Here is a 13866-nt window from a genome sequence, read left to right on the forward strand (position 1 = left end):
GTACGGACCGCGCCTCGCCATCGGCGCGGTGAGCTCCGGCGCCCAGCCGGAGAACTCCTGGGCGATCCGCGCGGCAGCCGCCGGCCTCACCAGCGCCAGCGGGTGGCGGCGGCGATCGCGTCGTCCTCGCTCTCGGCGAAGTGCGCTTCCTCCGCGCGCCGGACGGCGAGCACCGCGCCGTGCAGCACCTCGCCCATCGCCTCGTACAGCGGGGCCGACTTCTCCAGCCGGTCGGCCGCCTCGGTGAGGGTGGCCGGCAGCCGGACGATGCCCCGCCGGGCGCGCTCGCGGACGCCGAGCACGCCGGGGTCGCCGGTCTGCGGCTGCGGCAGCTGGGTCGCGGACTCGATGCCGTGCAGTCCGGCGGCGATGACCGCGCCGACCGCGAGGTACGGGTTGGCGGCGGCGTCGAAGGTCTTGACCTCGGCATGGCCGCCGTCCGGGTCGTCGGGGGCGCCGGTGATCAGACGCAGCGCCGCCTCCCGGTTCTCGACGCCCCAGCACTGGTAGACGCCGGCCCAGTGGGAGGGCTGCAGCCGCAGATAGCTGGCGGGCGAGGGGCAGCCGATGGCGAGCAGGGCGGGCAGGGCGGCGAGGACGCCGCCGAGGAAGGCCGCGGCGTCCGGCGCCAGGCCCCATGCGGCGTCGGGGGTGCGGTGCAGGCTCGTGCCGTCGCGGTACAGGCTCAGGTGGAGGTGGCAGCCGTTGCCGACCTGGCCGGCGACGACCGACGGGGCGAAGGAGGCGCGCAGCCCGTGCCGGACGGAGACGGCGCGGATGGTCTCGCGCACCAGCACCACGTCGTCGGCGGCGCGGACCGGATCGCCCGGAGCGGTGGTGACCTCGAACTGGCCGGGGGCGTACTCGGGGTGGAGCTGGAGAACGTCGATGCCCTGGACGCTGAGCGCCTCGGTGACATCGCGGAGGTAGTCCGAGAGCTCGACGACCCGGGTCATGCCGTACGCGGGGCCCGCGCAGGGGTAGTCGAGCGGCTCGTCCGCGCCGGTGGGGGCCGGGTGTCCCGCGGGGGCGCGGGTGACCACCCATTCGGTCTCGAAGCCCATCCGCAGCTCCAGGCCGGCCGTGGCCGCCCGTTCCGTCATCCGCCGGGCGAACTGCCGCTGGCAGGCGGGGTGCGGCAGGCCGAGCTGGTCGTAGCGGTCGGCCGGCGCCCAGGCCCAGCCGGGCTGAGCGGCGAGCGAGGTGACGCGGTCGAGGTCGGGGAAGAGCCGCAGGTCGCCGTCGGGGCCGCCGAGGTGCTCGGATGCGGTGATGGCGTCGTCGGAGGTGAACACGTCGAAGACCGGCGACATCCCCACCCCGCGTTCGGCCGCGGCCGCGAGCCGTTCGGCCGGGACGGTCTTGACGCGGGCGATGCCCGCATTGTCCACCCAGGTCAGCGCCACATTGCGGACGCCATCCGCCGAGAGGCGCGCCGCCAACTGGCGGGCTTCCTGCCGCTGTTCCGCAGCCCGCGATCCCATAGAGCCGTCCTCACCTGACCGTGCCGATCGCTCGGCGCCCGTTCCCGCTGTGTGCCCCTGCCGGTGCGGTTCGCCGCCTCCCCGGTCAGGAGCAGTTGAACTCGCACCATACGCACTTTCCGCTGCCGCGCGGCTCCACACCCCAGACATCGGCCAGGCGGTCCACGAGCAGCAGTCCGCGGCCGGAGACTCCGGCCTCGCCCGGCTCGCGGCGCCGCGGCAGGCTGCTGGAGTGGTCCTCGACCTCCAGCCGCAGCAGCCGTCCGACGCTGTGCGGCATACGGATGTTGACGACCGCCTCGCCGTCGGTGTGCAGCAGCGCATTGGTGATCAGCTCGTCGGCGACCAGCTCGATCTCCTCGGCCCGCTCCGCCGCGCCCCAGGCACGGACCGCGGCCCGGATCATGTGCCGGGCGGCCGACAGGCCTTCGGGGTCGGCGGGCGCGATGTGCTGGCGGAACCGTCCGACGATGTCGTGCTCGGGGGCGCCGAGGCGGCGCAGCAGCAGCAGCGCCATATCGTCCTCACCGGTCCGCTCGTCCGCCGATTCGCAGAGCCGGTCGGCGAGTTGCTGGACGTCCTGGGGGCCCTGGCGGACCTCGCGGGCCAACTCGCGCATCCCGTCGTCGAGGTCGGTGCCGGGCTGTTCGACGATGCCGTCGGTGCACAGCAGCAGAGTGTCGCCGGGGGCGAGCAGGACCGTGGTGACCGGGTAGTCGAGCCGGCGGAATTCGGAGGCGATGCCGAGCGGCAGCCCGCCGGCCACCGGCAGCCTGCGGCAGATGCCCTCGGCGTGCCGGAGCAGCGGGTCGATATGGCCGGCCCGGACGATGCGGGCCGCGCCGGTGCTCAGGTCGGCGTCGACGTAGGTGCAGGTGGCGAAGCGGTCGGTGTCGAGCTCGTTGAGGAAGGCGGAGGCGCGGGCCATGACGGTGGCCGGGGCGTGCCCCTCGGCGGCGTAGGCGCGCAGCACGATCCGCAGCTGGCCCATGAGCGCCGCGGCCTGGGTGTCGTGGCCCTGGACGTCGCCGATGACGGCGGCGACCCGGCCGTCGGGCAGCGGGATCACGTCGTACCAGTCGCCGCCGATGTCCCGGCCCATCCGGGCGGAGCGGTAGCGGACGGCGATCTGCGCGCCGGCGACACCGGGGATCCGGCGCGGCAGCATGGCCTGCTGGAGGCCGGCGGCGAGATCGTGTTCCTGGTCGTAGAGCATGGCGCGGGCCAGGCTCTGCGCGATGCTGCTGCCGAGCGCCACCAGGACGTTGCGCTCCTGGTCCCGGAAGTCGCTCTCCCGCTCGAAGAAGAGGCCGATCACGCCGATCGGGCGGCCCTGCGCGATCAGCGGCAGATAGGCGGCGGAGTGGACGTTCAGCGGCTCGATGGCGGGCCACAGCCGGGGGTAGTCGCGCTTGAACGCCGCGCGGCTGCCCACGTAACGCGGAGTGAGGGTGCGCACCACTTCGCTCATCGGGAATTCGTCCCCCACCCGCGTGTACTCGAGATCGGGTACAAAACTCCCGGCCTTGCCCTCGGAGACCAGCCGGATGCGTCCCGCCTCGACGAGCCCGAGGATCACGTTCTCCGCGCCCAGCCGGCTGAGCCCCTGCTCATCGGCGAGCACCGCGATCACTTCACCGACCGTCCGGGCGTGCGCCAGGGCCGCGGTGGTGCGCTCGACGACGCTGGTGTGCCGACGGCGCTCCTCGTCGACGGCGAGCCGCTCCGCCGCGTGGGTGTATTCGTGGCTGGCGTCGCGCACCACCCCGATGATCCGGCGGGGTCGGCCGCTGCTGTCGCGGCGGATGCTGCCCTGGCTGTGGGTCCAGCGCAGCTCGCCGTCGCGCAGCCGGACCCGGAAGTAGGCGCCGTAGGAGTCGCTGCCGTCCTTGAGCGCCCGTGCGACCAGGGCGTCCAGCCGGGCCGCCTCATGGGCCGGGACGCGGCAGCCGAGCGTGGCCGGGCGGTCGTCGTACTCCGACGGGGACATGTCGAACACCTCGAGGGCGGGCGCGTCCATGTGCATCAGCCCGCTGTCGAGGTCCCAGTCGAAGCCGCCCATGCCGTTGAGGGCCAGGGTCAGGTCCGGGTGGGCGGGCCAGTCGTCCGGCACCGACACGGTGGGCCGCTTCGCTCCCCGGTCAGCCATGTCGTCACTTTGCCACATTCACCCGGATTGCGGCGTGTCCAGCCCCTTCGCCCGCCCTCCTCGCGACAGCGTCGGACAGCAGACTGACTCATGTGTCAGCACATCCGCAACACTCTCCCGCGAACGCGGCAATACCAGGGATTCATGCCACTACCTCGCCCTCCGGCCGTTGCGATGATCTCAACGCGCTGTTACGGTCCCGGACCATGGAGGACGCCCCCGGAACCCGGATCACCGACGACGCCGGCGATGTCACGGACCGTGTCCGTCGAGTGATCGCCCAGCTCGGCTGCAGCCACCGCGAATTCGCCCGCCGGATCGTGATGGACCCGTCGAAACTGTCCAGGTCGCTGGGGGGCACCCGGCGTTTCACCCTGGCCGAGATCGTCCGTATCGCCGATATCGGCGAGGTCGACACGGGCTGGCTGCTCGGCGCCCCCGAGCGGCCCGCGACGCCGCCCGACCGCGAGCCGGCGGCCGTCCCCGAGGGCGGCCGGCCGCTGCAGATCGTGCGGGAGACCGTCCGGCTGATCGCCGAGCACGGCTTCCACGGCGTACGGGTCGCCGATATCGCGGCCGCCTGCGGCACCAGTCCGGCCGCCGTGCACTACCACTTCCCCGGCCGCGACGAGCTGCTGGAGGCGGCCGTGCGCTGGTGCATGGACGAGGACACCGAACGCCGCGCCGCGGGCCTGGCCGCGGCGCCCGACGCCCGCGGCGAGCTGCTGCATCTGATCGCCCTGCAGACGCCGCGCACCGAGCAGCAGCGCCGGCAGTGGCTGGTCTGGCTCGACCTGTGGGCCCAGGCCGCCCGCTCCACCGCCGTGGGGCGGCTGCACGAGCACTACTACCGGCAGTGGCGCACCACCGTCGCCGAGGTCGTACGCCGCGGCGTCGGCCAGGGCGTCTTCCGCCCCGTCGATCCCGAGTTCGCCGCCCTGCGGCTGACCGCCCTGATCGACGGCCTGGCCACCCAGGTGCTCGCCACCGCGCCGGACAGCACCGGCCCCGACACGATGCACGCCGCCCTGCTCGCCTTCGTCGACAGCGAACTCACCGCCGCCCCCGCCGGCTGAGTCCGCCGCTCCCCACCGGCTCCCCCGCACCGAGCCCCGAGGCACGACACCCCACCGAAGGGAACCCCGTGAACAACGAGGTCATCATCACCTGCGCGCTCACCGGCGCCGGCGACACCGTCCACCGCTCCCCGCACGTCCCCGTGACGCCCGAGCAGATCGCCGCGTCGGCCGTCGAGGCGGCGGCCGCGGGCGCCGCGGTGGTGCACATCCACGTGCGCGACCCCGAGACCGGCGACCCGTCGCGCGACCCGCGGCTGTACGCCGAGGTCGTCGAGCGGATCAAGGAGACCGGCACCGACGTCGTCCTCAACCTCACCGCGGGCATGGGCGGCGACCTCGTGATCGACCCCGAGCGGCCGCTCCGGCAGCTGCCCGGTACGGACCTGGTGAGCGGCCTGGAGCGGCTGCCGCACGTCGAGGAACTGCTGCCCGACATCTGCACCCTGGACTGCGGCTCCCTCAACTTCGGCGACGGCTCCAACCTCTACGTCTCCACGCCCGACATGCTGCGGACGGGCGCCCGCCGCATCCAGGAGCTCGGGGTACGGCCCGAGTTGGAGATCTTCGACACCGGTCAGCTGTGGTTCGCCCGGCAGTTGCTGGCCGAGGGGCTGCTGGACGATCCGACGGTCTTCCAGCTCTGCATGGGCATCCCCTGGGGCGCCCCGGCCGACCCGGGCGTCCTGCAGTCGATGGTGAACATGCTGCCCGAGGGCGCGCAGTGGTCGAGCTTCGCGCTCGGCCGCATGCAGATGCCCTGGGTCGCCCAGTCGATCCTCCTCGGCGGCAATGTGCGGGTCGGTCTGGAGGACAACCTCTACCTCAGCAAGGGCGTCAAGGCCACCAACGGCCACCTCGTCGAACGCGCCGTCCAGATCACCGAGTTGCTCGGCGCCACGGTCGCCACCCCCGACCAGGCACGTGCCCGGCTGGGCCTGAAGCCGCGCTCCTGACCGCTCACCGCCCGCCCTTCCCGCCTCTCCACGAGGAGCCGCTGCCCATGCCCGAAACCACCCCCGCCCCCTGTGCCCCTGAGGACGTACGCCGTATCGCCTGTATCGGCGCCGGAGTGATCGGCGGCGGCTGGGTCGCCCACTTCCTCGCCCGTGGCTACGGCGTCACCGCCTGGGACCCGGCCGCCGACGCCGAGGAGAAGCTCCGCCGCCTGGTGGCCGCCGCCTGGCCCGCCCTGGAACAGACAGGCCTGGCCGAGGGCGCCTCGCCGGACCGGCTGACGCTCGCCCCCACTCTCGCCGGGGCGGTCGCCGACGCCGACTTCGTCCAGGAGAGCGCCCCCGAGAACCTGGAGCTGAAGCGCTCCCTGCTCGCCGAGCTCGCCGCCGCGACCCGTCCGGGCGTGGTCATCGCCTCCTCCACCTCCGGCTACCCGATGACCGATATGCAGACGGCGGTCGAGGGCCCCGGCCGTCTGGTCGTCGGCCACCCCTTCAACCCGCCGTACCTCATCCCGCTGGTCGAGGTCGTCGGCGGCGAGCGGACGGACCGTGACGCCGTCGCCTGGGCCTCGCGCTTCTACGACCTGGCGGGCAAGTCCGTGATCACCATGGACCGCGAGCTGCCCGGCTTCATCGCCAACCGCCTCCAGGAGGCCCTCTGGCGCGAGGCGCTGCACATGGTCGCGAACGGCGAGGCCTCGGTCGGGGACATCGACGCCTCGATCACCGAGGGACCGGGGCTGCGCTGGGCGTTCATGGGCCCCTGCCTGACCTTCGCGCTGGCCGGCGGCGAGGGCGGAATGGCCCATATGCTCGACCACTTCGGCCCGTCCCTGAAGTCGCCGTGGACCCGGCTGGCGGCTCCCGAACTGGACCGCGAGCTGCGCGACGCGATGGTCGACGGCTGCGCGGAAGCGGCGGACGGCCGTACGTACGCGGACCTGGTCGCCGAACGCGACCAGGGCGTCATCGACGTCCTCCGCGCCACGGGCCGGCTGGGGAGCACCCGCCGATGACCGGCCACCGGCCCGCCGGGCTCCCGCTCTTCCGCCAGACCGTCCGGGACGACTGGATCGACTACAACGGCCACCTCAGCGAGGCCTACTACGTCCTGATCTTCGGCTTCGCCACCGACGCCCTGATGGACGCGGCCGGCCTCGACGCGGCCTACCGGGACCGCACCGGCTGCTCCCTCTACACGGTCGAGGCCCACGTCCGCTACCTGCACGAGGTCGCCCGCGGCAGCGAACTCACCGTCCGCACGACCGTGCTGGGCGTCGACGGCAAGAAACTGCGCCTCCTCCACGAGATGTTCGCCGGCGCACCGTCCGGCTCCCCGGTGGCCACCGAGGAGCTGTTCACCCTGCACGTCGACCAGACCGCCGGGAGCGCGGCGCCGCTGCCCGACGCCAGCCGGGAGTACTTCGCGGAGCTCCTCGGGCCGGCGCCCGCGTGGGCGGGCCACGGGATCCGCGCGGTGCAGCCGCACCGGTGAACGGCCGCGGACGGGGCCGGGCCGCCGCCCCGGTCCCGGCCCCGTCCGCGGAGCCCGCATCGGCCGGGCCGACGGACGAGCCGACGGTCGGGCCGACCGCGTCGACCGGTCCCGCCCGGTGCCATCCTGGAAGGGCGAGGATCTTCACCACTCACCGAGGGGAAGCCACCATGACCGCCACCAGGGGCCATCACATCGAGGTCGAGCAGGGCACCGACCACGTCCGCGTCACGATCGACGGCCGGCTGCTGGCCGACACCCGCCGTCCGCTCCTGCTCCACGAGACCGGCTGTCCCGTGCGGTACTACCTCCCGCCCGAGGACGTCCGCACCGACCTGCTGACACCGTCCGGGACGCACACCGTCTGCCCCTTCAAGGGCACCGCCTCCTACTGGTCGCTTCCCGACGGGCCGCAGGACATCGTGTGGGCCTACCCCGAACCGCGTCCCGAGGTGGCACAGATCAAGGACCACCTCTGCTTCTACGAGGTCGACGCGGACTGAGCCGGGAGCGACGCCGCCCGCACCGCGCAGGGGCGGGCCCGCGGAGCAGCGGGCGGGCCCGCGGCCTCTCGGTAGGGGCGTGCACCCCACCGACGACGCGGGACGCCCGTACGGCGCACAATCGAAGGGTGAACGACGCGGAGCGACCCCACGACGACCCCGGCATCTCCCACGAGCCGGGTGTGCCCCCCGTAGACGAGGGCGGCGACCCGGCCTGCTGGCTGGACCGGGTGTGCGAGGCCTGCGGCCGGATCCGTGAACGTCCGCACAGCGCGGTCTGTGAGCACTGCGGGGCCGGGACGGAGGAGCCGGCGGCGGGGGGACCGGCGGCGGAGGACGAGTCGAGCGGGCCGCGGGCCGCCGCCACCTCGCAGCGGGCACCGCGCCGGGACCGCGACGAGGAGGGCCGGGCCCGCAACGCCCGCCCGCGCGACGGTCTCGGCCGGCCGCTGCCCTACGGCTCCCCGGGCGTGGCACGGCAGCCGGAGGGGGTGTCCCGGACGCCCGCGCAGACGCTGGCCGAGGCGCAGCGGCTGCTCGACGACGGGATGCCGTTCCACGCCCATGAAGTCCTGGAGGACGCCTGGAAGACGGCGCCGGAGGCGGAGCGGGAGCTGTGGCGGGGGCTCGCCCAGCTCGCGGTGGGGCTCACCCATGCGGCACGGGGCAATGCGGCGGGCGGTACGGCGCTGCTCGACCGGGGTACGGCTGCCCTCGCCCCGTACGCGGACGCCGCCCCCCACGGGATCGACATCGCGGGCCTGATCTCCTGGTCCGGCGAGCTGACGGGACGTCTGACCGGCGCGGATTCCGTACCGGCGGCGGCGAACGCGCCGCGGCTGCGGGCCCGCGGGAACGCGACCGGAAACCGCCCCACCGACGGCGGGAGCGGAGACCGCCCCACCGCCGGGGGATGACGCCGGGCTCCGCCGGGACGAGCGGAGCCGCCGCCTCTCTGCCGTACACCACGGGTCTGCCGTACACCACGCGCCGTGGGACACCGGCCGCCGGGCCTACGCCGTGCCTCCCTCCGGCCCGCCGCGCCGGCCGCGTCCGCCGCGTCCGCGTGCCTGCCGCCGGTGGCCGAACAGGGCGCCCAGTCCCATGGCCGCGACCCCGGCACCGCCCGCCCCGAGGACGAGGGCGGAGCGCCGGGGGGAGCCGCCGCGAGCCTCGGCCGCGCCGGCCTGGGCGGCCACCGGGCGGAGTGCGCTGCCGTCAAGGATGGTGCGCAGGGCATGCAGTGTGCCCACCGGCTGGGCCTTGCCGGCGGTGTCGAAACCCCAGTCCAGCAGCGAACCGGCCTCCTTGTAGACGGCGTTGCTCGCGTTGGACTGCGGGTTCAGCACGGTGACCAGCAGGGTGCGGCCGTTCCGCCGGGCGGCGGCGATCAGGGTGTTGCCCGCCTTGCTGGTGTAGCCGTTCTTGACGCCGATGATGCCGGGGTAGCGGGACAGCCCGTGCGAACCCACGAGCATGCGGTTGGTGTTCTCGATCATCGTCGTGCCGCCGCTGCCGGGGAACGCGGCGCGGGGCGTGGCGCAGTAGCGGGCGAAGTCGTCGTTGACGAGCCCGGCGCGGGCGAACACGGTGAGGTCGTATGCGGAGGACACCTGGCCGGGTGCGTCATAACCGTCCGGGGACTTGACGGTGGTGTCGCGCGCCCCGAGTTTGCGGGCGGTCTCCTGCATCTCCTCCGCGGTGTTCCGCCAGCCGCCGTTCATCGCGGCCAGGACGTGTACCGCATCGTTGCCGGAGCGCAGGAAGACCCCGCGCCACAGGTCGGCGACGGTGTAGCGGCGGCCCTCCCGGACGCCGACGACGCTGCTGCCGGTCCCCATGCCCGCGAGGTCCGCCGAGCTGACCCGGCGTACGGTGCCGGCCGAGAACTTCGGCAGGACGGTGACGGCGAACAGCGTCTTGAGGGTGCTGGCCGGGGGGAGCTTGCGATGGGGGCTCTTCGCGGCCAGCACACTGCCGGTGTCCGCGTCGGCCACCATCCAGGACAGGGCGGACAGACCGCCGGGCAGCCTCGGGACGCCGGGGGCGGCGGCAGCCTGCACCCCGGCCCCGGCCGTGGCGGGCTGACGGGCCGTCGAGTCGTGCGCCGCGGCCGGTATGGACGTGAGCGACACTGCGGCGGCGGCGATCAGGGTCATCGCCGCTGCCTTCTTGGACACACGCGCGTCAATTGCCATGCCGTCACGCTAAGAAGCGGTGCCGCACCCCGCAGCACAGTTGAGCCAGACGGACCACGCAGGCTGCCCGGCACCCGGCGTGTCGCAACTGCAACCGGTGCAAAGAAGGACCCGCCCGGTGCGACGGGGGATGCACACCGGGCGGGTCTCTGAGACCTTTCTACCTCATGAGCGAACGGTTATGCCTCAAAAACTTGTTCGTTCGTCGCTCAGAAGGCGATGGGGAGCGAAATCAAGCCACGCGAGCGCAGGCTCCTGCGATGCCTCAAATCGCCACGCGGGACGTCCAGACGCAGCCCCGGGAAGCGGCCGAGGAGCGCTTCCAGGGCAATGGTCGCCTCCATTCGGGCCAGCGGGGCGCCGAGGCAGTAGTGAATGCCGTGTCCCAGCCCGAGGTGCCCCGAGAGGTCCCGGCCGCGGTCGAAAGTGTCCGGATCCGTAAAGCGCGCCGGGTCACGGTTCGCGGACGCTATCGACAACAGCACGCTCTCCCCGGCCGCGATCCGTACGCCACCGATCTCCAGGTCCTCCTTGGGGAAGCGGCGGATCGACAGTGGACCGGGTCCGTCGTAGCGAAGGAACTCCTCCACGGCGGAAGGGATTTCGGCCGGATCGTGCCGCAACTGGCGGAGTTGTTCGGGGTGGTCGAACAGGGTGAGCACCGCATTGCCGATGAGGTGGACGGTGTTCTCGTATCCGGCGAAGAGGATGAGGAACGCGAGCGAGGTGAGTTCGTCCTCGGTGAGCCGCTCGCCACCCGCTCCGTCGTCCTCGCCACCGGTCCGGTCGTCGCGTACCGCGACCAGGTCCGAGAGCAGATCGTCGCCCGGCTCCGCACGCTTGGCCGCGATCAGGCCGGTGAAGAACTCCAGCATCGCCCCGATCGCCTCCTTCATCAGCTCCGGCCGGCTCGGATCCGGTGTGAAGAGGGCGTTCGACCAGGCCAGGAAGTCGCGGCGGTCGCGATACGGGATGCCGAGCAGATCGTAGATCACCGTCATCGGCAGCGGACCCGCGTAATCGGTCATCAGATCCGCTCGGCCGCGGTCCGCCATCGCGTCCAGCAGCTCGTCGGCGGTCTTCCGTACGGGCTCCCGCAGCGCCTCGACCCGGCCCGGGGTGAAGGCCTTGCCCACCAGGCGGCGGATCCGTGTGTGGTCCGGTGGGTCCATGTTCAGCAGATTGGCGTCCAGCGCGGGCGGCAGGGAGAAGCCGCGGTAACCACCGGGCGCGGCATGCTTCTTGTCCAGGGAGAGCCGTGGGTCCGCGAGAGCCCGACGGACGTCGTCGTAACGGGTCACCAGCCATGCGGGGTTCCCGTCGGCGCCGGTGATCCGGTGCACCGGGCCGGCCTCGCGCAGCGCGGCGTAGGCGGTGTACGGATCGTCGAGGAGCGGCGTCACGTCGATGGGGGCGTCGGAGCCGGTATCGGCGGTGTTCGGCATGATCCCGACTGTAGGGCCTGTCCGCCGAAGCCCCGGCCCCCCTACCCCGTGCGACGACAGCGGCACCGGCCCTCGTGGACCGGTGCCGCTGGGTGGATCGGGCGGCCCGGACCCCCGTGCCGGGCCACCCCGTCTGTGGAGCTGTTCCTCAGGTGCGCGCCACCGCGCTCCGCTGCCGCAGCTCGGTGAGCACGGTCTCGATCAGCGGCGAGTGGTAGACGTCCGCGACCAGCGCCAAATGCTCGTACTCCGCGGTGAGTTCGGCCGGATCCGTACCGCTGGAGACCACCACGCTGTCGGCCCCGTGGGCGGGGACATGGCCCACCGCGCGGTTCTCCAGGCCGCGGCGGAGGGCGGCGGCCTCCGCGACGGCCGCCAGTTGCCGGTCGTCGAGGGCGACCGCGCGGGCCCGCTCCCGGGCGATGTCGACGGCGTCGGACTCCACATGGCGGCGGATACCGCGCTGTACGTCCCGGATCTCGGCCATCTGCCGGTTGGCCCGCCACTCCAGGTCCGCGAACGGCCACCGTACGGCCCACGCCGAGGCCTCCATCGTGACCTCCGGGGAGCGGGCGGTGACGGTCCGCCAGAGCGGGGAGAGGCGGCGCAGCCGGCGCCAGGCGGCGACCCGCGGACCGGCCGCCGGCAGCGCGAATCCGGCGAGGACCATGAGCGCCGCGACCGAGGCGCTGAGCGGGGCCACACCGTTGGAGAGCCACAGCGCCGGGTGGCCCGTCCAGGACAGGACGAAGCCGATGACCTTGCAGGCGCAGTAGCCCAGGCCTAGCCAGCACCCGGCGGACAGCAACCGCAGACCGCGCGCCAGATACGTCCGGCCGAGGCGGGCGGCGAGCCGCGGGCACAGCGTCCCCAGGGCCGCCGTGCTCATTCCGAAGATGGCCAGATACAGCACCAGGAAGAGCATGACGCCGGGCGAGTCGGTGTAGGCGGTGCTGAAGTCGCGGGGGTGCTCGACGGCGTCCGGCCTGCCGACCGCGAATCCGGCGATCGCCACCGCCCAGAGCGCGGCCACTCCTCCGACGGCGGCGCGCGCCCTGGTCCGCGCACGGGCCCGCGCGGCCGCGCCCTCACCCGCCGTCCAGCGCAGCAGCAGCACCAGTGCACCCGCGGCGAACACCACGACGGAGGAGTAGAGGAAGACCATGGCGAGGTTGGCCACGCCGGTCAGCCGGTCGAAGGCGCGGTAGAGGCTCGGCGCGGAGAAGAGGAAGACCGTGGCCACACCGCCGGTCATCACACAGGCCAGTCCCAGGTCCGCATTGCTGCGGTCGCGGAACCAGGCGCGGGCCTTGTACCCGACGATCAGCCAGGCGGCCACGCCGAACGACAGATAGATGACGTCAAACACGCGGGCCCCCGTCCCCCGCCGCGCCCGCACCGACGCCGTCGGAACCCCCGGCACCGGACGGCGTCTCCTCCCGTCGCCGGAGGTGCTGCAGCGCGGGCCCGAGCGCGGCCGCCAGCTCTGCCGCCTGTCCCTCCAAGGGGAGTTCGCGCTCGCCCGCGGACGGCGCGACCCGCTCCATCAGCAGCGTGCCGAGCACTTCGGTCTCCCGCTCGGCGAGGTTGTCGTAGCCGTGGTGCCGGGCGAAGCCCATGGTCAGGCCCATCCGGCGCATGGCCGTGGCCACGTCCACCGAGGGCGTCCACAGCTTCAGCGCGTCCTCGGTGACCGCCGGGTCCTGGCCGTGCCCCAGCAGCAGATGGCTCAGTTCGTGCAGCACGATGTGGGCCTGGTGCCAGGGGGAGGTCCGCAGTTCGTAGAAGACCCAGTAGCCGTCGTCGGTGACGGCCGTCATCCCCGAGACCACCCCGCCCAGGCTCATCGGCACCAGATGGACGGGCCGCGCCACACGCGCGGCGACGATGTCACACATCCCGCGCAGATCGGTCGTGGCGGGCAGCGCCAGCTCCTTGATGAGCCGCTTGCACCGCCTGCGTATCTGCCCCACTCGCATGCTCGTCCCGTCCTCGTCTCCGGCCCGCTCCCAGGAAGCGAAAATCCGGCCGCGCTCAGCGGTCCGCGTCAGCTCACTCACCGTGCCGGTCACCGCCCCGCTCCGGCGGATCGACCGGCAGATTCATCTGCTGCCGGAACTGGGAGATGATCGTCGTCAGACTGTCCTGCACCTCCGGCGGCAGCCCCACCGAGCGCAACGCGATGGCGCGCACCCGCTGGTCGCGCATGGCGGCCAGGAAGCGGACCTCCTCCTCCACCCGCGCGGCCTGCGGCTGCGAGAGGTCCCCCAGCAGATAACCGACCGGTACGGCAAAGAACTTGGCCAGTGCGCGCAGCAGCTCCGGGCTCGGGTTCGTACGCCTGCCGTTGCGCAGCATCGACAGGTACTGCTCGGTGACCTTGACCCCGCCGTACTCCTCGTCCCCGCCGCTGATCTCCTCCGCCACAAAGGCGTTGGTGTACGGGGCCCCCGGCGGGTGCATGTTCGCGAAGAGATGGCTGAGCCGCTCCGCGAGCGTGCTGCCCGCCGCGTCGGACCGGCCGTCGCCCCCCACGCTCATGCCCGCCGTCCCCCAT

12 protein-coding genes and 1 pseudogene are annotated in these 13866 nt (G+C 73.2%); 6 read left to right on the forward strand and 7 right to left on the reverse strand.

Annotated elements, in window-relative coordinates; genetic code table 11:
- Positions 1-86: 86 nt before the first annotated feature.
- The gene (locus tag Scani_RS14150; protein WP_159474668.1) at positions 87-1484 is read right to left on the reverse strand and encodes a type I glutamate--ammonia ligase; all 1398 of its coding nucleotides are present in this window, start codon (positions 1482-1484) and stop codon (positions 87-89) included.
- 85 nt (positions 1485-1569) lie between these two features.
- The gene (locus Scani_RS14155; protein WP_159474671.1) at positions 1570-3633 is read right to left on the reverse strand and encodes a SpoIIE family protein phosphatase; all 2064 of its coding nucleotides are present in this window, start codon (positions 3631-3633) and stop codon (positions 1570-1572) included.
- 206 nt (positions 3634-3839) lie between these two features.
- Between Scani_RS14155 and Scani_RS14160 the strand changes: the two genes are divergently transcribed.
- The 6 genes and pseudogenes from Scani_RS14160 to Scani_RS14185 form a co-directional block, all read left to right on the forward strand.
- Positions 3840-4709 (forward strand): TetR/AcrR family transcriptional regulator, encoded by an 870-nt coding sequence (locus Scani_RS14160; protein ID WP_159474674.1) that lies wholly within the window; start codon positions 3840-3842, stop codon positions 4707-4709.
- Between the two features lie 68 nt (positions 4710-4777).
- Positions 4778-5665, forward strand: coding sequence for a beta-keto acid cleavage family enzyme (locus Scani_RS14165; RefSeq protein WP_159474677.1), 888 nt, complete (start codon positions 4778-4780; stop codon positions 5663-5665).
- 47 nt (positions 5666-5712) lie between these two features.
- Entirely contained in the window at positions 5713-6684 is a 972-nt protein-coding gene (locus Scani_RS14170; protein ID WP_159474680.1) for a 3-hydroxyacyl-CoA dehydrogenase NAD-binding domain-containing protein, read from the forward strand.
- Positions 6681-7163 carry a thioesterase family protein gene (locus tag Scani_RS14175; protein WP_159474683.1) on the forward strand — a complete coding sequence of 161 codons (483 nt, stop codon included), beginning with the start codon at positions 6681-6683 and terminating at the stop codon, positions 7161-7163. The genes Scani_RS14170 and Scani_RS14175 overlap by 4 nt, the downstream gene beginning before the upstream one ends.
- 170 nt (positions 7164-7333) lie before the next feature.
- On the forward strand, positions 7334-7666 hold the full coding sequence (locus tag Scani_RS14180; RefSeq protein WP_159474686.1) for a DUF427 domain-containing protein: 333 nt from the start codon (positions 7334-7336) through the stop codon (positions 7664-7666).
- A 383-nt stretch (positions 7667-8049) separates the two neighbouring features.
- A pseudogene (locus Scani_RS14185) lies at positions 8050-8583 on the forward strand (DUF309 domain-containing protein); the annotation flags it as partial.
- Between the two features lie 96 nt (positions 8584-8679).
- Here Scani_RS14185 and Scani_RS14190 read toward each other — a convergent pair.
- From Scani_RS14190 to Scani_RS14210, 5 genes are all read right to left on the reverse strand, one after another.
- A complete protein-coding gene (locus tag Scani_RS14190; RefSeq protein WP_159474689.1) occupies positions 8680-9864 on the reverse strand; it encodes a D-alanyl-D-alanine carboxypeptidase family protein in 1185 nt (394 codons plus the stop codon).
- A 209-nt stretch (positions 9865-10073) separates the two neighbouring features.
- Complete coding sequence (locus Scani_RS14195; protein ID WP_159474692.1) at positions 10074-11309, reverse strand: cytochrome P450 family protein; 1236 nt, start codon at positions 11307-11309, stop codon at positions 10074-10076.
- A gap of 148 nt (positions 11310-11457) precedes the next feature.
- A complete protein-coding gene (locus tag Scani_RS14200; protein WP_159474695.1) occupies positions 11458-12678 on the reverse strand; it encodes an MAB_1171c family putative transporter in 1221 nt (406 codons plus the stop codon).
- Complete coding sequence (locus Scani_RS14205; protein WP_246295893.1) at positions 12671-13282, reverse strand: hypothetical protein; 612 nt, start codon at positions 13280-13282, stop codon at positions 12671-12673. The genes Scani_RS14200 and Scani_RS14205 overlap by 8 nt, the downstream gene beginning before the upstream one ends.
- Positions 13283-13361: 79 nt before the next feature.
- Entirely contained in the window at positions 13362-13850 is a 489-nt protein-coding gene (locus tag Scani_RS14210) for a helix-turn-helix domain-containing protein (RefSeq protein ID WP_159474701.1), read from the reverse strand.
- Positions 13851-13866: the final 16 nt, after the last annotated feature.

It is taken from the genome of Streptomyces caniferus (assembly GCF_009811555.1).
GTDB lineage: Bacteria > Actinomycetota > Actinomycetes > Streptomycetales > Streptomycetaceae > Streptomyces > Streptomyces caniferus.

Excerpts from the sequence above, each read along its gene's own strand:
- Scani_RS14150 (WP_159474668.1), bottom strand. The coding sequence starts at position 1,484 with ATGGGATCGCGGGCTGCGGAACAGCGGCAGGAAGCCCGCCAGTTGGCG.
- Scani_RS14155 (WP_159474671.1), bottom strand. The coding sequence starts at position 3,633 with ATGGCTGACCGGGGAGCGAAGCGGCCCACCGTGTCGGTGCCGGACGAC.
- Scani_RS14160 (WP_159474674.1), top strand. The coding sequence starts at position 3,840 with ATGGAGGACGCCCCCGGAACCCGGATCACCGACGACGCCGGCGATGTC.
- Scani_RS14170 (WP_159474680.1), top strand. The coding sequence starts at position 5,713 with ATGCCCGAAACCACCCCCGCCCCCTGTGCCCCTGAGGACGTACGCCGT.
- Scani_RS14175 (WP_159474683.1), top strand. The coding sequence starts at position 6,681 with ATGACCGGCCACCGGCCCGCCGGGCTCCCGCTCTTCCGCCAGACCGTC.
- Scani_RS14180 (WP_159474686.1), top strand. The coding sequence starts at position 7,334 with ATGACCGCCACCAGGGGCCATCACATCGAGGTCGAGCAGGGCACCGAC.
- Scani_RS14190 (WP_159474689.1), bottom strand. The coding sequence starts at position 9,864 with ATGGCAATTGACGCGCGTGTGTCCAAGAAGGCAGCGGCGATGACCCTG.
- Scani_RS14195 (WP_159474692.1), bottom strand. The coding sequence starts at position 11,309 with ATGCCGAACACCGCCGATACCGGCTCCGACGCCCCCATCGACGTGACG.
- Scani_RS14210 (WP_159474701.1), bottom strand. The coding sequence starts at position 13,850 with ATGAGCGTGGGGGGCGACGGCCGGTCCGACGCGGCGGGCAGCACGCTC.